Source organism: Pseudomonas sp. GD03842 (genome assembly GCF_029841165.1).
In the GTDB taxonomy this organism is placed as follows: domain Bacteria; phylum Pseudomonadota; class Gammaproteobacteria; order Pseudomonadales; family Pseudomonadaceae; genus Aquipseudomonas.
Genome location: NZ_JAOCEA010000003.1, coordinates 181,634 through 202,267, shown reverse-complemented (window position 1 = coordinate 202,267; position 20,634 = coordinate 181,634). Strand labels below are relative to the sequence as shown.

The 20,634-nt window shown below is 58.4% G+C and carries 25 protein-coding genes and 1 other RNA gene; 13 read left to right on the top strand and 13 right to left on the bottom strand.

Annotated elements, in window-relative coordinates; translation table 11 throughout:
* Window positions 1-38 precede the first annotated feature (38 nt).
* From N5D61_RS05880 to N5D61_RS05850, 7 genes are all read left to right on the top strand, one after another.
* A complete protein-coding gene (locus tag N5D61_RS05880; RefSeq protein ID WP_108236130.1) occupies window positions 39-743 on the top strand; it encodes a FadR/GntR family transcriptional regulator in 705 nt (234 codons plus the stop codon).
* Window positions 744-910: 167 nt separating this feature from the next.
* On the top strand, window positions 911-1,240 hold the full coding sequence (gene trxA / locus N5D61_RS05875) for a thioredoxin TrxA (protein WP_081564805.1): 330 nt from the start codon (window positions 911-913) through the stop codon (window positions 1,238-1,240).
* 227 nt (window positions 1,241-1,467) lie between these two features.
* A complete protein-coding gene (gene rho / locus N5D61_RS05870; RefSeq protein ID WP_108236129.1) occupies window positions 1,468-2,727 on the top strand; it encodes a transcription termination factor Rho in 1,260 nt (419 codons plus the stop codon).
* A gap of 111 nt (window positions 2,728-2,838) precedes the next feature.
* Window positions 2,839-4,803 (top strand): acyltransferase family protein, encoded by a 1,965-nt coding sequence (locus N5D61_RS05865; protein WP_279891369.1) that lies wholly within the window; start codon window positions 2,839-2,841, stop codon window positions 4,801-4,803.
* A 73-nt stretch (window positions 4,804-4,876) separates the two neighbouring features.
* Window positions 4,877-6,343 carry a 4-hydroxy-3-polyprenylbenzoate decarboxylase gene (gene ubiD / locus N5D61_RS05860; protein ID WP_108236127.1) on the top strand — a complete coding sequence of 489 codons (1,467 nt, stop codon included), beginning with the start codon at window positions 4,877-4,879 and terminating at the stop codon, window positions 6,341-6,343.
* On the top strand, window positions 6,343-7,311 hold the full coding sequence (locus tag N5D61_RS05855) for a CDP-6-deoxy-delta-3,4-glucoseen reductase (RefSeq protein WP_108236126.1): 969 nt from the start codon (window positions 6,343-6,345) through the stop codon (window positions 7,309-7,311). Before ubiD ends, N5D61_RS05855 begins: the two co-directional genes overlap by 1 nt.
* A 184-nt stretch (window positions 7,312-7,495) precedes the next feature.
* Complete coding sequence (locus N5D61_RS05850; protein WP_108236125.1) at window positions 7,496-8,170, top strand: gamma-glutamylcyclotransferase; 675 nt, start codon at window positions 7,496-7,498, stop codon at window positions 8,168-8,170.
* Between the two features lie 69 nt (window positions 8,171-8,239).
* On the opposite strand, the gene glpT is transcribed toward N5D61_RS05850, so the two are convergent.
* The gene (gene glpT, locus N5D61_RS05845) at window positions 8,240-9,589 is read right to left on the bottom strand and encodes a glycerol-3-phosphate transporter (protein WP_279891367.1); all 1,350 of its coding nucleotides are present in this window, start codon (window positions 9,587-9,589) and stop codon (window positions 8,240-8,242) included.
* A 660-nt stretch (window positions 9,590-10,249) separates the two neighbouring features.
* Between glpT and N5D61_RS05840 the strand changes: the two genes are divergently transcribed.
* Complete coding sequence (locus tag N5D61_RS05840; protein ID WP_108236123.1) at window positions 10,250-10,786, top strand: CbrC family protein; 537 nt, start codon at window positions 10,250-10,252, stop codon at window positions 10,784-10,786.
* Window positions 10,787-11,097: 311 nt separating this feature from the next.
* On the opposite strand, the gene N5D61_RS05835 is transcribed toward N5D61_RS05840, so the two are convergent.
* The 7 genes from N5D61_RS05835 to N5D61_RS05805 all read right to left on the bottom strand — a co-directional run bounded on the left by N5D61_RS05835 (window position 11,098) and on the right by N5D61_RS05805 (window position 14,270).
* Window positions 11,098-11,985 carry a hypothetical protein gene (locus tag N5D61_RS05835; protein ID WP_108236122.1) on the bottom strand — a complete coding sequence of 296 codons (888 nt, stop codon included), beginning with the start codon at window positions 11,983-11,985 and terminating at the stop codon, window positions 11,098-11,100.
* Between the two features lie 48 nt (window positions 11,986-12,033).
* Window positions 12,034-12,294, bottom strand: a complete 261-nt coding sequence (locus tag N5D61_RS05830) for a bacteriocin immunity protein (protein WP_279891365.1) — start codon at window positions 12,292-12,294, stop codon at window positions 12,034-12,036.
* Between the two features lie 84 nt (window positions 12,295-12,378).
* Complete coding sequence (locus tag N5D61_RS05825; RefSeq protein ID WP_279891363.1) at window positions 12,379-12,522, bottom strand: hypothetical protein; 144 nt, start codon at window positions 12,520-12,522, stop codon at window positions 12,379-12,381.
* Window positions 12,523-12,530: 8 nt separating this feature from the next.
* Entirely contained in the window at window positions 12,531-12,812 is a 282-nt protein-coding gene (locus N5D61_RS05820; protein ID WP_347881575.1) for a bacteriocin immunity protein, read from the bottom strand.
* Complete coding sequence (locus tag N5D61_RS05815; protein ID WP_279891361.1) at window positions 12,809-13,036, bottom strand: hypothetical protein; 228 nt, start codon at window positions 13,034-13,036, stop codon at window positions 12,809-12,811. The genes N5D61_RS05820 and N5D61_RS05815 overlap by 4 nt, the downstream gene beginning before the upstream one ends.
* Window positions 13,033-13,296 (bottom strand): colicin E3/pyocin S6 family cytotoxin, encoded by a 264-nt coding sequence (locus tag N5D61_RS05810; RefSeq protein ID WP_279891359.1) that lies wholly within the window; start codon window positions 13,294-13,296, stop codon window positions 13,033-13,035. The genes N5D61_RS05815 and N5D61_RS05810 overlap by 4 nt, the downstream gene beginning before the upstream one ends.
* Complete coding sequence (locus N5D61_RS05805; RefSeq protein WP_279891357.1) at window positions 13,293-14,270, bottom strand: NADPH:quinone oxidoreductase family protein; 978 nt, start codon at window positions 14,268-14,270, stop codon at window positions 13,293-13,295. The genes N5D61_RS05810 and N5D61_RS05805 overlap by 4 nt, the downstream gene beginning before the upstream one ends.
* Before the next feature lie 134 nt (window positions 14,271-14,404).
* On the opposite strand from N5D61_RS05805, the gene N5D61_RS05800 reads away from it, so the two are divergent.
* Window positions 14,405-14,818: a flagellar basal body-associated protein FliL gene (locus tag N5D61_RS05800; RefSeq protein WP_108236118.1), complete on the top strand. Its 414-nt coding sequence runs from the start codon at window positions 14,405-14,407 to the stop codon at window positions 14,816-14,818.
* Window positions 14,819-14,896: 78 nt separating this feature from the next.
* Here N5D61_RS05800 and N5D61_RS05795 read toward each other — a convergent pair whose 3' ends face one another.
* A complete protein-coding gene (locus N5D61_RS05795) occupies window positions 14,897-15,346 on the bottom strand; it encodes an EVE domain-containing protein (RefSeq protein WP_279891354.1) in 450 nt (149 codons plus the stop codon).
* Window positions 15,347-15,542: 196 nt separating this feature from the next.
* Between N5D61_RS05795 and N5D61_RS05790 the strand changes: the two genes are divergently transcribed.
* Window positions 15,543-15,692, top strand: a complete 150-nt coding sequence (locus tag N5D61_RS05790) for a hypothetical protein (protein ID WP_108236116.1) — start codon at window positions 15,543-15,545, stop codon at window positions 15,690-15,692.
* A 157-nt stretch (window positions 15,693-15,849) separates the two neighbouring features.
* Here the strand turns inward: N5D61_RS05790 and N5D61_RS05785 are convergent, their stop codons facing one another.
* From N5D61_RS05785 to N5D61_RS05770, 4 genes are all read right to left on the bottom strand, one after another.
* Window positions 15,850-16,452: a 5-formyltetrahydrofolate cyclo-ligase gene (locus N5D61_RS05785; protein ID WP_279891612.1), complete on the bottom strand. Its 603-nt coding sequence runs from the start codon at window positions 16,450-16,452 to the stop codon at window positions 15,850-15,852.
* A gap of 112 nt (window positions 16,453-16,564) precedes the next feature.
* A non-coding RNA gene (ssrS, locus tag N5D61_RS05780) (6S RNA) lies at window positions 16,565-16,743 on the bottom strand.
* 31 nt (window positions 16,744-16,774) lie between these two features.
* Window positions 16,775-17,092: a cell division protein ZapA gene (locus N5D61_RS05775; RefSeq protein WP_279891353.1), complete on the bottom strand. Its 318-nt coding sequence runs from the start codon at window positions 17,090-17,092 to the stop codon at window positions 16,775-16,777.
* Complete coding sequence (locus N5D61_RS05770) at window positions 17,089-17,298, bottom strand: TIGR02449 family protein (protein WP_279891351.1); 210 nt, start codon at window positions 17,296-17,298, stop codon at window positions 17,089-17,091. Before N5D61_RS05770 ends, N5D61_RS05775 begins: the two co-directional genes overlap by 4 nt.
* Before the next feature lie 150 nt (window positions 17,299-17,448).
* Between N5D61_RS05770 and N5D61_RS05765 the strand changes: the two genes are divergently transcribed.
* The 3 genes from N5D61_RS05765 to ubiH all read left to right on the top strand — a co-directional run bounded on the left by N5D61_RS05765 (window position 17,449) and on the right by ubiH (window position 20,597).
* Window positions 17,449-18,000, top strand: coding sequence for a YecA family protein (locus tag N5D61_RS05765; protein ID WP_108236113.1), 552 nt, complete (start codon window positions 17,449-17,451; stop codon window positions 17,998-18,000).
* 78 nt (window positions 18,001-18,078) lie between these two features.
* A complete protein-coding gene (gene pepP, locus N5D61_RS05760; RefSeq protein ID WP_279891349.1) occupies window positions 18,079-19,413 on the top strand; it encodes a Xaa-Pro aminopeptidase in 1,335 nt (444 codons plus the stop codon).
* Window positions 19,410-20,597, top strand: coding sequence for a 2-octaprenyl-6-methoxyphenyl hydroxylase (ubiH, locus tag N5D61_RS05755; RefSeq protein WP_279891347.1), 1,188 nt, complete (start codon window positions 19,410-19,412; stop codon window positions 20,595-20,597). The genes pepP and ubiH overlap by 4 nt, the downstream gene beginning before the upstream one ends.
* Window positions 20,598-20,634: the final 37 nt, after the last annotated feature.

The following is a 20,634-nucleotide window of genomic DNA, read 5'->3' as shown; positions in this document are numbered from 1 at the left end:
AAAAGAGATTTTTTCCGCCGATTTGCGCCTGAGTTCCTATGCACTCCAACTCGATTGCAGTACCTGAAGCGGCCTTTCAGGCGATCCGTAAGCTGATCGCCGAACAAGGCTACGGGCCCGGTGACAGCCTGCCTTCGCAACGGGATCTGGCCCTTCGACTGGGGGTCAGTCGTGCCTCATTACGAGAGGCGCTGTCGTCTCTCAGCGCCTTGGGCCTGGTGAGCGTGCAGCCTGGAAAAGGGGTGTTTGTCCAGGCGATTTCCGAACCACAAACGAGCACGAGCGGTTTTTCCTGGCCATACGCTGCCCATGCGTCGCCTTCCGAGACCTTCCAGCTGCGTTATGCGCTGGAAGGGTTTGCGGCGGGGCTGGCCGCAGTGACGTTGACCGCTGACGAGCGCGACGTGCTCGAAGACAACGTCGAGGCCATGCGCCTGGAATTGAAGGCCGGTGACTTCGACAGCGCTGCAAAACTGGATTTCGATTTCCATCGCCGCATCCTCGTGGCCAGCGGCAATCAGGCCATCCTCGGCATCATCACCGCCAGCGCCGACATTTTTCTGGAAAGTCAGAAGCTGCCGTTCATCCGAGCGGGACGTGCCATGGAGACGTGGCAAGAACACCGCAAGATCCTCCGAGCCTTGGCGCGCAACGCGTCCGGCCCGGCGCAGAAGGCGATGCAGGAGCATATCCGCGGAGCTGCGTTGCGGACTGGCATTGTGTTCGTGGCGCCTTCCCCTTAACGCGTGGGTCCGCCCGACGCCGGAATGTTGGGCGCTGGGCGGGAGTCACTTCAATAAAGCTCGTCATCGCGTCCCATAGCAAGAGACAATCGCTCCAGCCTTCCTGTCACGCGTTGACACAGTTATGATGACCCACGTTTTTTTGCCTATGACCTCGGAGAAATCTCATGAGTAGCGACCTTATCAAACACGTCAGCGACGCGAGCTTCGAAGCCGATGTCCTGAAGGCGAGTGGCCCTGTGCTGGTCGATTACTGGGCTGAATGGTGCGGCCCCTGCAAAATGATTGCCCCGGTTCTGGACGATATCGCCGGTACCTACGAAGGCAAATTGACCATTGCCAAGCTGAATATCGACGAAAACCAGGAGACGCCGGCCAAGCACGGCGTGCGCGGCATTCCGACCCTGATGCTGTTCAAGGACGGCGAAGTCGCGGCGACCAAGGTCGGCGCATTGTCCAAGTCGCAACTGCAAGCCTTCCTCGACGCCAACATCTGATGGCGCTAAAGCCCCGCAAAACGCGGGGCTTTTTTCTGGTACTGCACTAGACGCTCAGAAAATCAAGTGGTACATTCGGCCCCGCAACGGCTTCTCCGTTGCCCCCTGCATAGCCGTCGCCGACGTTCTCCTTTCGATTTGCTCGCGATCCTGTCGCCTTCTCTGCGGCGCGGCCTCATTAAGCCAAAAGCTTAATTTCCCCTCATACATGATTACGTCATTCCTATATGAACCTGACTGAACTCAAGCAAAAGCCTATTACCGATCTGCTCGAAATGGCCGAACAGATGGGCATAGAAAATATGGCCCGTTCGCGCAAGCAGGATGTGATTTTCTCCCTGCTGAAAAAGCACGCTAAAAGCGGCGAGGAAATCTCGGGTGATGGCGTGCTGGAGATCCTCCAGGATGGCTTCGGCTTCCTTCGCTCTGCAGACGCTTCCTACCTCGCCGGCCCGGACGACATCTACGTTTCTCCTAGCCAGATCCGCCGCTTCAACCTGCGCACGGGTGACACCATCGTCGGCAAGATCCGCCCACCTAAGGAAGGCGAGCGTTATTTCGCGCTGCTCAAGGTCGACACTATCAACTTCGACCGTCCGGAAAACGCGAAAAACAAGATCCTGTTCGAAAACCTGACGCCGTTGTTCCCCAACGAGCGTCTGAAGATGGAGGCTGGCAACGGCTCCACCGAGGACTTGACCGGTCGTGTCATCGACCTGTGCGCTCCCATCGGCAAAGGTCAGCGTGGCCTGATCGTCGCGCCGCCTAAGGCAGGCAAGACCATCATGCTGCAGAACATCGCAGCCAACATCACCCGTAACAACCCAGAGTGCCATCTGATCGTCCTGCTGATCGACGAGCGTCCGGAAGAAGTGACCGAGATGCAGCGCACCGTTCGCGGTGAAGTGGTTGCCTCTACGTTCGACGAGCCGCCGACCCGTCACGTGCAAGTCGCCGAAATGGTGATCGAGAAGGCCAAGCGTCTGGTCGAGCACAAGAAAGACGTGGTCATCCTGCTTGACTCCATCACTCGTCTGGCTCGCGCCTATAACACCGTCATTCCGAGCTCCGGCAAGGTCCTGACTGGTGGTGTCGATGCCCACGCGCTGGAAAAACCGAAACGTTTCTTCGGTGCGGCCCGTAACATCGAAGAAGGCGGTTCGCTGACCATCATCGCCACCGCGCTGGTAGAAACCGGCTCGAAGATGGACGAAGTGATCTACGAAGAATTCAAAGGCACCGGCAACATGGAGTTGCCTCTGGATCGCAAGATCGCTGAAAAACGCGTCTTCCCGGCCATCAACATTAACCGCTCCGGTACTCGCCGCGAAGAGTTGCTGACCGCCGATGACGAGCTGCAGCGCATGTGGATCCTGCGCAAGCTCCTGCATCCGATGGATGAAGTCGCTGCGATCGAATTCCTGGTCGACAAGCTGAAAACGACCAAGACCAACGATGAGTTCTTCCTGTCGATGAAGCGCAAGTAACGACAGGGTAAACAACCCATTGCCCGCCGCGCGCGGGGCGGTGGGAGAGAAGCGGTGTCCATTCGGGCACCCTTTTTTTTCGTACTGCGACAACGCGAGACAAGGAGCGTCATGCACACGTTTGGCAATCGTCGGGATATCGACGGGCTGCGGGCTTTGGCCGTCATTCCAGTGGTGCTGTATCACTTCGGATTTGGCGTATTCAGCGGCGGCTTCGTGGGTGTCGATGTGTTTTTCGTCATCTCCGGCTTCCTGATCACCTCGATCATCGTTCGAGAGATCGGCGCGGGACGCTTCAGTTTTGTCGATTTCTGGGCGCGGCGCGCCAGGCGGATCATTCCTGCCCTTACCGTGATGATGCTCGCCGCTTTGGTGGTCGGCTGGGTATTGATGCCCGCCAACGACTATTCGCAGTTAGGGCGAGCGGTGCGCTACCAGGCGATGTTCGCGTCCAATATCCTGTTCATGCGTCAGGACGGGTATTTCAATCCCGCCTCGGATTTCAAACCGCTGCTGCACACCTGGTCGCTCTCTGTCGAAGAGCAGTACTACATTCTTTTTCCGCTGCTGATGGTGGCGCTGACCCGTTATTTTCGTCATTGGCGCTGGATACTGCTGGGCGTGCTGGTGGTCTCGTTCGCCTTGAATGTCGGGATGGTCAAGCGTCAGCCCGACGCGGCGTTTTTCCTATTGCCGATGCGCGCGTGGGAATTGCTGTGCGGTGCAATGCTGGCTGTCCTTCCTGCTTCCCCACGCAAACTGTCGCCATGGGCGTATCAGGGCGTCAGCCTGGCCGGCCTGTTGGCGGTGCTTTACGCCATCCTTGCACTCGATAAATACACGCCGTTTCCCGGCTGGGCTGCCCTGCTGCCGGTTCTGGGCGCCACTGCGATGATCTGGGCCAACGGGCAGGGGCCGACGCTGGTCGGGCGGCTGTTAAGCGGGCGCGTGATGGTGGCGGTCGGGTTGGTTTCCTACTCTTGGTACCTCTGGCACTGGCCGGTATTCGTTTACGCCAATGCGGTTTCGGTCGATGGGATGCAGGCTCGTGAGGCGGGGGCTTGGGTCGTGCTGACGTTGGTGCTGGCCTGGCTGAGTTGGCGGCTGGTTGAGCTGCCGTTCCGCGAAAAACGCTTGCTGCCTGGGCGTCGGTCGGTATTGCTGGCCGGGCTGACGGCGCTGGTGGTGATCGGTATCGCCGGTCAAGCGGTGCGCTACCGTGACGGGGTTCCAGAGCGGCTCTCGGGGCAGGCGCTGCAATATGCGCAGGCGCGAGACTGGCAGCGAGGTCAGATGGAGTGTCTGCTGCAACGGGACAGCGAAGACCTGCGCAAGATATGCCGCTTTGGAGGTGACGAGCGAGCGGCGCCGAGGCAACTGGTCTGGGGTGATAGTCACGCCGCTGCGCTCAAGCCGGCCATTGAAGCGGACGCCGAGCGCTACGGCAGCCCGGTCTGGCTGGCCAGCCTGTCTGGCTGTCCGCCGATTCTAGGGCACGAGCCCCGTCAGCAATGCCAGGCTTTCAATCAAGCCACGCTGCAAACCGTGCGCGACCACGGCATTCGCAACGTGGTGCTCGCGGCGCGCTGGAGCCTGTACCTCTACGGCGAAGAGGACGGCGACATGCGCAATGCGTTTTATCGCGATGAAAGCCGCTCGGTGGCCCAACAGGAGATGGCCAGGGACCTGAGCGCCATGGTGCACAGCTTGCGCGCGGCAGGGGCGACGGTGTGGATCCTCAAGGAAGTCCCGTTGCAACGACAGGGTACCGTGGCGCGGTTGGCCAGCCTGGCCATGGTCGGCCGGTCGGCTGAAAAGCTGGGGCGGCCAATGGCCGAGCATCTGGCGCGTCAGCAGTTTTTGAACGGGCTTTTCGGACGACTGAGTGCCGAAGACCCGAACGTTCGTACCCTCGACCCGACGCCGCTGATGTGTCCGGGCGGGATCTGCCGGGCGGAATTCGACGGCCACTCGCAATACATGGACGAGAATCACCTCTCCGATGCCGGCGGCGAACGCATGCAGCCCCTGCTCGCGCCGATATTCATGCCTGAAAACGCCCGTCAAGGCGGATGATTACGCGTCAGGCTGCTGCCGTAGGCCTTCAGAGCAGGTAGGATGTGCATCTATTTGTTAAGTGGCCGGGTTAATGAAATTCAACGACCTCCGGGATTTCGTGCAGCAGCTTGAGCAGCGCGGAGAATTGAAACGCATCCACGTACCCATTTCCCCTGTGCTGGAAATGACCGAAGTCTGTGATCGGACCTTGCGCAACAAGGGCCCGGCCTTGCTGTTCGAGAACCCCACCGGCTTCGATATTCCGGTGCTGGGCAACCTGTTCGGAACGCCTGAGCGCGTGGCCATGGGCATGGGGGCTGAATCCATCGGCGAGTTGCGGGAGATTGGCAAGCTGCTGGCCTTTCTCAAAGAACCCGAGCCGCCCAAAGGGCTGAAGGACGCCTGGTCGAAGCTGCCGATTTTCAAGAAAGTCATCGCCATGGCGCCTAAAGTCGTCAAGGAAGCACCCTGCCAGGAAACGGTCGTCGAGGGCGATGATGTCGATCTGGGCATGCTTCCAGTGCAGACCTGCTGGCCTGGCGATGTCGGCCCGCTGATCACCTGGGGGCTGACGGTCACCAAGGGCCCTAACAAAGAACGTCAGAACCTCGGTATTTACCGCCAGCAAGTGATTGGTCGCAACAAGGTCATCATGCGCTGGCTGAGCCATCGTGGCGGCGCGCTGGATTTCAAGGAGTGGTGTGACAAGCATCCTGGCCAGCCTTTTCCTGTATCCGTGGCATTGGGTGCTGATCCGGCGACCATCCTGGGTGCGGTCACGCCTGTGCCGGATAGCTTGTCCGAATACGCATTCGCGGGACTGCTGCGTGGCAACCGTACCGAACTGATCAAATGCCGGGGCAATGACCTGCAAGTCCCAGCGAGTGCGGAAATCGTGCTTGAAGGTGTGATTCATCCTGGTGAAATGGCTGACGAAGGCCCTTACGGTGATCACACCGGTTACTACAACGAAGTCGATCGCTTCCCGGTGTTCACCGTCGAACGCATCACTCACCGCATTAAGCCGATCTATCACAGCACCTACACGGGGCGTCCACCGGATGAGCCGGCCATTCTGGGTGTGGCGTTGAACGAAGTGTTCGTGCCGATTCTGCAGAAGCAGTTTCCGGAAATAACCGATTTCTACCTTCCCCCCGAAGGCTGCTCCTACCGCATGGCCGTCGTGACCATGAAGAAGCAGTATCCGGGGCACGCCAAGCGCGTGATGTTGGGCGTCTGGTCGTTTTTGCGACAGTTCATGTACACCAAGTTCGTTATCGTCACCGATGATGACATCAACGCGCGGGACTGGAACGACGTCATCTGGGCAATCACCACGCGCATGGACCCCAAGCGCGATACGGTGATGATCGACAACACACCGATCGACTACCTCGACTTTGCGTCCCCCGTCTCCGGGCTGGGTTCGAAGATGGGGCTGGATGCCACGCACAAATGGCCGGGCGAAACGACGCGTGAGTGGGGGCGTGCAATCGTCAAGGATGACGCCGTCACTCGTCGGATCGACGATATCTGGAATCAGCTGGGAATAGATTGATGCGTGTAACCTTGCAGCCGTCGGGCGCAGTGCTCGAGACATTGCCCGGCGAGCCGATCCTCGACGCCGCTCAGCGCCTGGGCTATGAATGTCCGCAGAGCTGCCGTAATGGCAACTGCCACATCTGTTCGGCACTGCTGGTCGAAGGTACTGTCCAGCAGGGGGGTGAGCTGCGAGGGCACGGCGAGATCTACACCTGCATCGCGGTGCCGCAGCAAGACTGCGTCGTCGTGTGGGACAGCGTCTTGCCGCTGGGCGAATTGCCGGTGCGTACGTTTGGCTGCCAGGTCACCGAATGCGTGGAAGTCGGCGGAGACGTGTGGCGTGTCATGCTCCGCGCGCCCGCAGGCAAGCCACCTCGCTACCACGCCGGGCAATACCTGATGATCGCGCGTGATGACGGTGAGAAATCGGCGTTTTCCATGGCGTCGGCCCCCGAAAGCGGTCGAGACCTCGAGATCCATGTCCTGGCCCGTGAGGCCAGCGCGCAAAACTTGATCAAACAGCTCCAGCGCGACGGTACAGCGCGCGTTGAACTGCCGTTTGGCGATACCCATTTGGGTGAGCTGCCCGACGGCCCGCTGGTACTGATTGCAGCGGGTACCGGGATGGGGCAGATGCACAGCCTGATCGAACATTGCCGCTCCAAGGGATTCCCGCATCCGGTGCATGTCTATTGGGGGGTGCGCCGCCCCGAGGACTTCTACGAGCTCAAGCATTGGGACGAGTGGAAAACGCTGCCTAACCTGCACCTGCACAAAATCGTCAGCGACCTGTGCGGGTGGGAAGGGCGTTGCGGGTTGTTGCATGAAGCCGTATGTGAAGACTTCGCTGATTTGAAATCGATTCAGGTCTACGCCAGCGGGTCGCCGACGATGGTGTACTCGACGCTCGATGCGTTGGTGATGGCGGGTATGGACGCACGGCAGATGCGCGCAGATGTGTTTGCCTACGCCCCGCGTACATGACCGTTCGCCCGATGGCAGCGGCAGTGGAAAGTTAATTGCATCAAAATAACGGCAGGTCGGCTTTACGACGCATCGACCTGCCTGTTGCTCGCTGATTGCGGTAGTTGTTGATCCGCTGTTGGCAGAGCTGCTTTACAGAGTTCAGCGCTGACGCTGGCCATCAGCAGGCCAGCGGGGGAGCCAGATGGTGAATCGAATCAATAGCCTGGTAGAGGCCGTCCATGATGGCCTCGGATTGTCCTACCCGCCTGTTATCGACCTCGGGCCCAAACTCACCCACGAACAGCTCCTCGCTTCAATGCACGCCACGCTGTCCAGGCACGAGGGAGGGCCGGTCTGGCTATTCGCCTACGGATCATTGATCTGGCGCCCCGAGTGCTCCGCGGTGGAGCGTCAGCGGGGGCGAGTGCACGGCTATCATCGCGGTCTTTACCTTTGGTCGCACGAGCATCGCGGCACGCCCGAGCAGCCGGGACTGGTTTTTGGCCTTGATCGCGGGGGCTCTTGCAGTGGCTTTGCCTATCGCCTGCCGGAAGAGAACATCGAAGAATCGCTGCTGGCGCTGTGGCAGCGAGAAATGCCATATCCGTCTTACCGCCCTCATTGGCTGAGTTGCCGACTGGAGGATGGCACCAAGGTTCAGGCGCTGGGCTTTGTGTTGGAAAGGCATTTGCCCAGCTACGCCGGTAATCTGCCGGACAGTGTGCTGACTCAAGTTCTGGCCAGCGCCAGCGGGAGATACGGCACGACGTGGGAGTACGTCGAACAGACCATCCATGCACTGCGTAATCACGCCATGCCGGATGTCAGCCTGGAGAAGCGCTTCAAACGTTGCAGGCCGGTGTTGTTGGCGGTTTGATCCGGCCACATGGCCGAAAACGTAACGCGTAGCGGTCTGCCTAGACGGCTACGCGTGTTCTCCCTCACGTTACGCGTTTGCTTCTCGCGACTGGCTCGCCACCCGCGTATGCCGCAGCGTAGGTGCCAGGAAAACGATCGACAGCACGCAAGCGCCGACCAGCATGATGAACCCGCCATTCCAGCCGAAATGATCGACGGTATAGCCCATGAGCGCACTCGCCGCGACTGAGCCGCCCAAGTAGCCGAACAGCCCCGTAAAACCTGCCGCAGTGCCCGCTGCCTTTTTCGGTGCCAGTTCCAGCGCTTGCAAGCCAACCAGCATGACCGGGCCGTAGATCAGGAAGCCGATGGAAACCAGTGCAATCATGTCGATTGTCGGGTTACCCGGCGGATTGAGCCAGTACACCAGCGTCGCTACAGTCACCAGCAGCATGAACACGATACCGGTCAACCCACGGTTGCCACGGAAAATTTTGTCCGACATCCAGCCGCACAGCAGCGTGCCCGGAATACCTGCCCACTCGTAAAAGAAGTATGCCCAGGAGGTCTTGTCGACATTGAAGTGTTTGGCTTCCTTGAGGTAGGTCGGCGCCCAGTCCAGTACGCCGTAGCGCAGCAGGTAGACAAATACGTTGGCGAGGGCGATGTACCACAGCATTTTGTTGCGCAGCACGTATTTGACGAAGATTTCCTTGGCGCTGAATTCCTCTTCATGGCTGGCGTTATAGCCTTCCGGGTAATCGTTCTTGTACTCCTCGACCGGTGGCAGACCCACCGACTGTGGGGTGTCGCGCATCGTGGCAAACGCGAACAATGCCACGAACAGCGCCACTGCCGCCGGTACGTAGAACGCCGCGTGCCAGTCATTCGTCCAGCCCAGACCCAGCAAGAACAGCGGACCGATCAAGCCGCCACCCACGTTGTGGGCCACGTTCCATACCGACACCACGCCGCCGCGCTCTTTCTGTGACCACCAGTGCACCATGGTCCGCCCGCTCGGTGGCCAGCCCATGCCCTGTGCCCAGCCGTTGATGAACAGCAGAATGAACATGATCGTCACGCTCGACGTTGCCCAAGGCGCAAAGCCGAACACGAACATTACCAGCGCCGAAATCAGCAGGCCAAACGGCAAGAAGTAACGGGGGTTGGAGCGATCAGACACCAGCCCCATCAAGAACTTCGACAAACCATAGGCAATCGCGATGGCCGAGATCGCCACCCCGAGCTCACCTCGGGTGTAGCCTTCGTCGATCAGGTACGGCATGGCTAGGGAAAAGTTCTTGCGCAGCAGGTAGTAGCCCGCGTAACCGAAGAAGATGCCTGCAAAAATCTGCCAGCGCAGACGGCGATACGTAGGGTCGACACGCTCGGCAGGCATGCGAGCCTGATGCGCGGCTGGTCGGAAAAAGGCAAACATCGACACACTCCAGATTGTTCGTATTGTTATGCGAAATCGAATATTACATTTTCATTACAGAAAATAGGAAGGCTTCCCATCGGCAAAAGTTCCGAAATTTCGGCAGATTGGCGTGTTGGATTGCGAACATGACGAGATGGTATGCGGCGGCTTGCGGCGTTCAGCAGCGTCCTACTTGAGAATCAGAATCGATAACCTTACTGGCACACCGTTCACGCTCTAACATCGCCGTCATTCGCCGCATGGCGCTCAGAGACGAGGTGAAGGTGAAACCGCGATGGAGGCTGTCAGCCATTCTGGGGTGCTGTGCGCTGTTGCTCATCGAGACGTCGAGCGGCACAACGGAACGACCTCAATTCGATCAGTACGTATCTCCCGTTTATCCCTCCGCCTTGCGCGGCGGCAAGCTGTTTTCCAGTGCTTTGGTGCATTACGACGTCCATCACATGGTTCGGTGAGTGATATCCGGGTCATCGAACGTACGGACCCGAAAACCGCAAACGCCGTGGTCGCGGCCGTCAAACGCTGGCGCCTCAAGCCTTGGGAGGTGACCGGGGACATGCCAGCGGTAATCGGTGAGTCGGTGCAATTCCTATTCGATCAGGAGCGGCTGGAGAAAAGGTTGCGAATGGTGATTTCGTGGGAAAGGAGAGGAGGGTCATGAAAGAAGTATTTCCAGTGTTTTGCTACCACCCGGATCCGATTGCGACTGGGGCGATAGACGTTGGCGATGAGGTGTGCGATTGCTGTAAGCGTGCTCGAGGCTACATATACCGGGGTGGTATTTACGCCAAGTGCGATGCCGAGCTCATGTTCTGCCCGTGGTGCATCGCGGATGGTTCGGCGGCCACCAAGTTTGAGGGGACGTTCAATGATGTTGATTCATTGATCGAAGTGGGCATCCCTAAATCCGTAGTTAAGGAGGTGAATGAGCGAACGCCAAGCTATAGCTCCTGGCAGGAGAAAGTGTGGCTGCATCACTGTGGTGACGCATGCGAGTTTCATGGCGATGCTTCTGCACAGGATATTCAGGGAGCAACCGCTGATACGTTCGAGGCATTTCTAGAGGGCCAGGAGGATCACAGAGAACACTGGATTGCGGAATTCCGTAGTTACGTACCGAACGAGGATCTTGTCTTTTACAAGTACGTGTGCAGGCATTGCCGAGTGGTAAGGCTGATGTACGAATACAGCTGAACAGCTGCTTGGACCGATTGTGTCCGAGGAGCTCGCGGTCCCGATTCCTACGTTTCGCACGCCCGGCAACTGCTGGTGCGCAAGGCGCACAACGAGAAATTGCCGTTTTCGGCTGAGCAGGAAATCTCCGATCAGTTCGTAAATGCGATGCCGGGGCTATTGAGCCAGTGCCTGGAGAATCCAGCGCTCAAATATCTGGATGTGTTACCGAAGGTGATTCGGGCTCGAATGTGAGTCTCGGCGGGAAGCGATTCAGGGGGACGCAGATTCTGGACCTGCGTCCCCCCTGATTTCGTCACTTTAGCTTAAGGTCAGTGTGCGGTAGCGTCGAAAGTTTGTGGCGCGTTCAAATACGGCGCGATAACGGACGCGTATTGAGTCACCGCCGCATCAACGCTGTGCTTGAGCGCCAGAGTGGCTCGGTCGATTTCTGCCATGGCTGCTGGGCCGGGGATGAATACGATTCTGTTCGCCGCGCTATCTGTCGGAACGCTTTCATTCCAGCCCTGCTCACCATTCGCAGGTACCGCAGCGGGTTGCGCCGCTACGGGAGTGGACAACTCCAATGCAATGCGCGCTTCCTGTATTGTCGCTTCTTGCGCCTTCTGTTCGGCTAACGCTTGTGCGGCTTCACGAGCTTGTTGCTCCGCTAGCAGTTGGGCCGCGAGTTGCGCGGCTTCCTCCGCCTGCCGCTGTGCCAATTCTCGTGCCGCCTGTTCTGCCTGCTGTTGAGCATATGCGCGCGCAGCCTCTTCCGCCTGCCGTTGAGCAAGCTGCCGCGCAGCCTCTTCAGCTTGGCGTTGTGCCAGTTGGCGAGCCGCTTGTTCAGCCTGGCGCTGGGCTTCCCGGCGAGCAGTCTCGTGTAGCTGGCCGATGAGTACCGAGAGTTGGTGAATAAAGTTCTCGAGATGCCAGGCACTTTCATAGGCGATGAATTGGTTCATGATTTCTGCAAGCTCTGGTGCTATCCCGACGGGAGTGCCTGTGCCATTAAATTCTTGCGCCGTCAAATGCCCTGCTGGCGGGGAAAACCCCGGAGGCAAGGCCGCAAGTTTTACAGACCTAAGCCACACGGCAACATCCCTATAGCGTGTAGCAGCCTGTACTTCTGACATGCCTGCTGTTGAACCAATGTGCCCAGCAATTTCTTCCTGAATGCGTCGAGGCTGCTGTTGTAGTAAAGCGATATAGCTAGACATTCTAAAAATCCTTTTTTTTTGTCAGTACCCAATTCTATTTGGGTGCTGTTAATTTTCTGATTTGAAACTCGGCTTACCGTTAGCGGCGCGCCATTCCTTAACTTCTTTAACGATGCCTTCGGGTGAGTTGTCGGATGATGGTTTCGGATAATATATTAGATCAGAGCCATACGGGTGTTCGCACATTTGATTCAACTGGTAAATAGCTTCTCCGTGCTGACGTTTTGTTCGATATGCTGCTTTGCATATTTTTTTAACAAAGGCGAGAAAATCGGCCTCTGTGATGTCTTCTATTTTTCGGTCTTTCATGTTTTTGCTTTCATGGAACTCAGTCTGACTCAGTGGTTGAGACAAGCTTTAAATCTGAGGAGAATTTCATCTCGCTTGCTTTTTCTATTTTTCAATTTGAAGTTGAGTTAAGTCGTGATCAAAAAAGCAATCCCCATCGTCCGTCCATTGCATGATTTCTCTCAAAGTGGGTAGCTCAAGTGGCGTCTTGAACACCAGTTCGTCATTGCTAGGTTTGTAGCCGGTCATGCAGTGTTTCATGATTTGAATCCGGCTTTGCCGTTTTCGGCTCTCCAACGTTTGATTGTGCTGACAATACCCTCGGGGGTGCTGTCTGCCGAGGGGTTTGAGTAATAAATCAGATCTGAGCCATCAGGGTGTTCGCTGAGTCGCTCAAAACGCATAACAGCTTGGGTATGTTGGTGCTCTGTTTTGTAATCTACATTGCAGATTTTGATGACCAAGTCTAAAAATTCAGCTTCTGTCATATCTTCGATTGATTCATTGTGCATGGTTTGCTTCAGCTTTTGGTTGCTCAACTTGATTCGGTGGTTAGAAAAAGATCCAGGTTTTTTGGAAGGTCAATGCTGCATGTATCCTCAATTTTTTGTCTATGCAATTCGCTCATCTCATTGTCGAATACGCAGTCGCCGTCATCTGTCCAGCGCATGATCTCCCTCAGTTCAGGTAGCGATAGAGGGATTCTAACTTTGAATGCTTGATCGTCTTCATTAGGCTTATAGCCTGTTACGTAATGTTTCATGAAATTTTCCTAGCAGGGTTAGCGCTTTTCGTTTGGACTCCGGTGGTAGGATCATACTCTCCGAGGTGTATTCCTCGCTTGCTGTATTTCTCAAAAGTGCTGTGACGAAAGTCCCATTCGTAAATATTTCCCTGTTGGTCAGTTCCGTTTTCATCTTCTGTAAATGCAACGCTATTAATTACCTTTCGATGCGCATTGATTTGGCGCAACAGGCCAAAAAGCCCGCCATTGCAGCGGGCTCGTAATACGTTTTTTGTCACGCGACTTGAATCACCACCTTCCCAACCGCCTTCCTTTGCCCCAACGAATCAATCGCCTCCCCAGCCTGCTCAAGCGGATAAACCTTCGACACCAGAGGCTTCAACTTCCCCTCGCCAAACCACTTGAACAACTGCTGAAAGTTCGCCGCATTGTCCTGCGGTTGCCGCTGAGCGAACGATCCCCAGAACACGCCGACCACTGAAGCGCCTTTCAACAGGGCGATGTTCACGGGCAATTCTGGAATGCGGCCGCTGGCGAAGCCGACGACGAGGAGACGGCCGTTCCACGCGACGGCGCGGACGGCCTGGTCGAAAAGGTCGCCGCCGACAGGGTCGTAGATGACGTCGACGCCGTTGCCGTTGGTGAGGCGTTTGAGTTCGTCCTTGAGGCTGGTTTCGCTGTAGTTGATGAGTTCGTCGGCGCCTGCGTTTTTGGCCACGTCGAGTTTATCGGCGCTGCTGGCGGCGGCGATGACGCGGGCGCCCATGGCTTTGCCGATTTCGACCGCCGCCAGGCCTACGCCGCCTGAGGCGCCGAGGACGAGCAGGGTTTCACCCGGTTGCAGGTGGGCGCGCTGTTTGAGGGCGTGCATGGAGGTGCCGTAGGTCATGCTGAATGCGGCGGCGGTGGTGAAGTCCATCGCCTCTGGAATGGGTAGGACGTTGTAACCGGCAACGGCAATCTGCTCCGCAAAGCTGCCCCAGCCGGTTAACGCCATGACGCGGTCGCCAACCTTCAGGTGGCTGACTTTCTCCCCCACCGCCGCGACCACCCCCGAGGCTTCTCCGCCAGGCGAAAAGGGAAAGGGTGGTTTGAATTGGTATTTGCCCTCGATGATCAGCGTGTCAGGAAAATTGACCCCGGCGGCGTGCACCGTCAGCAGGATTTCGTTTTTCTTCGGCTCGGGCGGCGGAACGTCGTCGAGCACCAGCGTTTGCGGAGGGCCAAAGGCTTTACAGAGCACGGCTTTCATCGAGGGCTATTCCTTTTCCAGTGATGGCCGATAAGTGTAGGTAGAGAGGTTTAGGGGTCAACGAGCATGCCCCGGCCTGATAGGCGTGCATAAGCTGAAGTAAGCTATGGCGCGAACCGAATGAGGAGTGGACTGTGAAAGCGTGGATTCTGATGGTGCTGGCGTTGTCGATGCCCGTGGTGGCCATGGCCGAAGAGGGCGGGGGCGAGAAGGACGACCCGAACAAGGTTTCGTACGTGGCCCTGACCCCGCCATTCGTAGGTAACTACGCGCTTGACGGTGGGCCGAAACTGCACGTCTACAAGGCCGACGTGGCCCTGCGTGTCACGGGCGCTGAAGCGCAGAAGCTGGTCAAGGCCAATGAGCCGCTGATTCGCAACCAGTTGGTCGCCTTGTTCACCCAGCAAACCGTCGACAGCATGAGCAACGTGGACGCCAAAGAGAAACTGCGTCAGGAGGCGTTGAAGCAGACTCAGCAGGTGCTGAGCCAAGAGACCGGCAAGCCTGTGGTAGATGATTTGCTGTTCAACAACTTTATTGCGCAGTGAGTGGCATTGCCTCTCTGTAGCATTACGGCTTGCCGACGGTGGCGTATTTGAAATCGCTGCCGCGCCTACAGGGCGGAATTAGCGCAGTGCCAGCACCGCTGCCCATTGATCGGGCGTTACCGGCATGACCGAGAGGCGGCTGCCTTTTTGTACGAGAGGCAGTTGCTCCAGTGCAGCCTGCTGTTTGAGATAGCCCAAGCCAAGCACCTTGGGAAAGGCTTCCATGAAGCCAACATCGATGGCGCTCCATGGGTTCTTTTCCGCGCTGGCTTTGCTATCGAAGTAGTGACTGCCTTTGTCCAGGGCAGTGGGGTCCGGGTACGCAGGCCGGATGATTTTTCCAATGCCCGCGATGCCTGGCTCAGGGCAACTGGAGTGATAGAAAAAGAACGCGTCACCCGGCGCCATCGCTCTTAAAAAGTTGCGCGCCTGATAATTACGCACACCGTCCCAGCGAGCTTGGCCGAGAGTTTGCAAGTCAGTGATCGACAACTCGTCGGGCTCGGATTTCATCAGCCAATAGGCCATTTTCTAGGGCTCCGGAGGGTGGTCTGGACAGGTTGTCCGACGCTTTTATGACAAACCGACAGTCGGTTGACGCCAGCATTTGCGTGTTGGATCACGTTACCGCAGAATGCCGCCATTTTCAGCGCTACACCGTTACGCGGCCTCACAAAACATGCCGTGGACGTCAGGATTTTGATTTGCCAAAGGGGGGCGATCAATGCAACGCAAGCCGGATTTACTATGGATTTTGGTCATTTTGTTCGGCTTGGGTATCGTCACTACCGGTTACGCGCAAAGTTTGTGGGCGTCTAAAACCGATGCACCGGTTGAGGTCACTCAGCAGCAACAGCAACCCGTTCATCGTTAACCGAACGCAGACTGCGCATTGGGCTATGGAAGTGAGCCCGCTCGGCAATGGAGCGGGTCACTGCAGCAACGCTGGGATGGACAATTCGCCTCCGCCGCTCTGACGCAAGCGCACCACCGTGCTGAGCCGGTGGAACAGAATCGGGCATTGATCCCGATTACGCGATATACCAGCGCTTGTCCGACACCGTTCCTTGCAACGGCACATCCCAACTGGCTATAGCCAGTTTTTCCACTCTCTGACACTCATGAGCCAGTCCCAGCAAGACGGGCTTCTGCCAGGCGCCCCTTCGTGCACGGTAGGCCAGGCTCCGGTCATAGAAGCCGCCGCCCATCCCAAGGCGCCCGCCCTGATCGTCGAAGCCCACCAGCGGCATCAGGATCAAGTCCAGCGCCCAGATTCTGCGCTGTTGACGCAGGTTGATGTGGGGTTCGGGAATGCGGAAACGGTTGGGTTTGAGACGGTCGCCCGGCCGAATTCGCTGAAAGACCATGCGCGTGCGCGGCCAAGGGCTCAGAACGGGCAGGTACGTTTTCTTGCCACGCCGTTGCGCCTCCCGCATCAAGAGGCGCGGATCGATTTCACCGTCCATCGGAAGGTACAGAGAAACATGTCGGGCACGACGGAAAAGCGGATTCTGCGCCAGTTGCCGATACAAACCCTCGGCTGCCTTTCGCTGCGCAGCGCGGCTGAGCGAGCGACGAGTTTTGCGCAGGAGGCGACGTAACTGGGGGCGGGAAAGCAGGGCGGAGTCGGTCAGGGAAGCGGCGCCAGAGGAGGTCATGCGGCGGGTCCGTGAGAGCGTGAGGACCGCGCGTCAGAGACTCACGATCCTACTGCCAGGCAGGTGGCCTGGCGCGGGTTGGAATTCGGGGCTCCCCGACGAACCGCTGTCGGTGTAGCCCTTGAACCCGAAAGTTCAAGGTGGAGATTGCAGGAGGCTTTAAGGCTTTCCGTCGAGCGGACATGCACACCAGCCCCAACGTGCAACCCCCGTGGTTGTGCGTATCGGCTCAGGGACATGACCGACTGGCAAGCACTCCAGGGAGCGGGCGTCAGTATACCGAATGATGTCCGAACAATCAGCCTTGTGCTTTATCCGAATCCGTGGCAAGGGCCAGATCTACGCGGTCCAGCAGGTCGCGTACCTGCTCGCGGGTTGCGCCGCTGGTCGACGATTCGGGACGTTCCTGTTTGTGCAGCAGGTCGTGAGTGATGTTCAAGGCTGCCATTACGGCGATGCGGTCGGCACCGATGACTTTGCCGCTGCTGCGGATCTCCCGCATCTTGCCATCGAGGTAGCGTGCGGCGCTGACGAGGTTGGTGCGCTCTTCCTGAGGGCAGATGATCGAATACTCTTTGTCGAGGATCTGCACAGTGATGCTGTTGCCGTTACTCATGAGTCTTGCTCCAGGGCCTTGAGGCGCGAAATCATCGACTCGACCTTCTGCCGGGCGATTTCGTTCTTTTCAATGAGGTGAGCGCGTTCCTCGCGCCAGCTTTTTTCCTGAGCTAATAGGAGTCCGTTTTGGCTTTTTAGTTGCTCGACACGGCCGATCAATAACTCCAGTCGGGCCATCAGCGCTTGCAGGTCGTTGTCTTCCATCGTTTTCCACTGATAGTTTTCTGATGAGTGGTGCAGGAGCTGGCCTCAGGAACTGCCTTCACTGTCGCCTGGATAGCTTGCGCGCGTCTGCCGGTGCTACGATACAAGCCCTTCATTCTAGACATTGCGCCGCTTGGCGCCTAGTTGCCCATGCCTAATCCGAATTCCCCTTACAACGCCTTCGCCGCCCTGCTCAGCGGCGCAGGTCATCCCGTTTCTCCCGCCGAATTGCACGGCCTGTTGCTGGGCCGCAGTTGCGCAGGCGCCGGCTTTGACGCCGATGGCTGGTTCGACGACGCGCAAGAGCTGCTGCAAACCGAGCCACAGGCCAATGTCCGTCAAGCGCTGATTGGCTTGCAGGAGATGGTCAAAGGTGAACTGACCAGCGACGAAATGGCCGTCGTGCTGCTGCTTCCGGATGACGACGAACCGCTGGCCACTCGCGCTGCGGCCCTTGGCCAGTGGTGCCAGGGTTTTCTTCATGGTTTCGCGAGGATCGGCGGTCAGAGCATGAGCGAAGACGCCCAGGGCGTGTTGCAGGATTTGGCGGCCATCGCGCAGATTCAGGACGCCTTGGAAGAGTCCGAAGATGCCGAGAACGACTACATGGAAGTCATGGAATACATGCGCGTTGCGCCTCTGCTGCTGTTCACCGAATTCAACAAGAAAGTCGAGCCGCAAGCGAAGCCTTCGCTGCACTGATTCCCCACCCCCGGCTATCCGATCGTCAACGGTGCGATAACCGCCGACCGTACGCCTTCAGGAGGACCGTATTTGCCCATGATCCGTATCCCGAAAGCCGAATACGGCCGTCGCCGCAAAGCCTTGATGGAGCAGATGGAGCCCAACAGCATTGCCATCTTGCCTGCGGCGGCCGTGGCCATCCGCAATCGTGATGTCGAACATGTTTACCGCCAGGACAGTGACTTTTATTACCTGAGTGGTTTCCCCGAGCCAGAAGCGGTGATCGTACTGATTCCTGGTCGGGAGTATGGCGAGTACGTGCTGTTTTGCCGAGAGCGCAATGCCGAACGCGAGTTGTGGGATGGCTTGCGCGCCGGGCAAGACGGGGCGGTGCAGGATTACGGCGCGGACGATGCGTTCCCGATCACCGACATCGACGACATCCTGCCGGGCCTGATCGAAGGTCGGGATCGGGTGTATTCGTCGATGGGCAACAATCCCGAGTTCGATCGCCATGTCATGGAGTGGATCAACGTGATTCGCTCCAAGGCCCATCTGGGCGCGCAGCCACCGAAGGAATTCGTTGCGTTGGATCACCTTCTGCACGACATGCGCCTGTATAAATCGGCGGCGGAAGTGAAAGTGATGCGAGAAGCGGCGCGTATTTCCGCCCGTGCTCATGTCCGGGCGATGCAGGCGAGCCGGGCAGGTCTTCATGAATACAGCCTGGAGGCCGAGCTGGATTACGAGTTCCGCAAAGGCGGGGCGAAGATGCCAGCCTATGGTTCCATCGTCGCCTCCGGCCGCAATGCCTGCATCCTTCATTACCAGGAGAATGACGCCGCGTTGAAGGAGGGCGACTTGGTGCTGATCGATGCCGGTTGTGAGATCGACTGCTACGCCAGCGACATCACTCGCACCTTCCCGGTCAACGGCCGGTTCTCGCCGGAGCAGAAGGCGATCTACGAGTTGGTGCTCAAGTCTCAGGAGGCCGCGTTTGCCGAGATCAAGCCGGGCAATCACTGGAACCAGGCCCACGAGGCCACCGTGCGGGTGATCACGGCGGGGCTGGTCGAGCTGGGTCTGCTTCAAGGCGATGTGGATGAACTGATTGCCAGTGAAGCGTACAAAGCTTTCTACATGCACCGCGCCGGGCATTGGCTGGGCATGGATGTCCATGACGTCGGCGAATACAAGGTCGGCGGTGAGTGGCGAGTGTTGGAGGCCGGCATGGCTCTGACCGTCGAACCGGGCATTTACGTGGCGCCGGACAACCAGAACGTCGCGAAGAAATGGCGCGGGATCGGTGTGCGAATCGAGGACGATGTCGTGGTAACCAAAAAAGGGTGTGAAATTCTGACCGGCGACGTACCCAAGTCTGTGGCCGACATCGAGGCATTGATGGCCGCTGCGCGAAGCGAGGTTGCATGAGCCGTTTTGACCTGGCCATCGTCGGCGGAGGGCTGGTGGGTGCCAGCCTCGCCATGGCCCTCCAATCCGGGGCCAAGGCGCGCGGCTGGAAGATCGTCCTGATCGAACCCTTCGCCCCCGGCGATGCCTGGCAGCCAAGCTACGACGCGCGGTCGTCCGCGCTGTCGTTCGGTGCGCGTCAGATCTACGAGCGCCTGGGCCTCTGGCAGCAGGTCGCCCGTCGCGCCGAACCGATTCTGCAGATTCATGTGTCGGACCAGGGCCGTTTCGGTGCGACGCGCCTGTCCTCCATGCAGGAAGGGGTGCCCGCCCTAGGCTACGTGGTCGAGAACGCCTGGCTCGGGCAATGCCTGTGGCAGGGGCTGGACAGGGACGTCATCAGCTGGCGCGTGCCCGCCGAAGTCAAGGCCATGGAAGCGCTGTCGAACGGCTATCGCCTGACCCTGAGCGACGAGAGCGAAATCGATTGCAACCTGGCGGTCCTCGCCGATGGCGGCCGCTCGTCCCTGCGCGAACAATTGGGCATTGGTGTTCGCACCGTGCCTTATGACCAGTGCGCGCTGATCGCCAACATTACGCCCGGCGAGGCCCATGGGGGCCAAGCCTTCGAGCGTTTTACCGATAACGGCCCGATGGCGTTATTGCCGCTGCCGGAAAACCGCTGTGCGCTGGTCTGGACGCGCACAGGCGAAGACGTAAAACGCTTGATGGCCCTGGATGACCGCAGCTTTCTTGCCGAATTGCAGAGCGTATTCGGTTACCGCCTGGGCGCATTGCAGCAGGTCGGTGCACGCCATAGTTATCCGCTGGCACTGATTGAGGCCGAAGAGCAGGTACGCTCGAACCTGGTGGTGCTGGGCAACGCTGCCCACAGCCTGCATCCGATCGCGGGGCAAGGCTTTAACCTGTCGCTGCGGGATGCCGCGGCGCTGGCGCACGCATTGCTGACCAGCCATGCCTCCCCCGGAGACCTGGCAACCCTGCAGACCTACCGCGATCGCCAGTACCGGGACCAGAAGGTGACGGTCGGGTTCTCCGATCAGGTCACGCGCTTGTTCGGCAGCCGCGAACCCATGATCGCCGCCGGGCGTAACCTTGGCCTGCTGGGGCTCGACCTTCTGCCTTCGGCCAAGAGCTGGTTTGCGCGTCAAGCCATGGGGCTGGGAACGCGAACCGATGTTTAACCCCTCCATTCATTCGTGGCCGATGCCACAGGCGAGA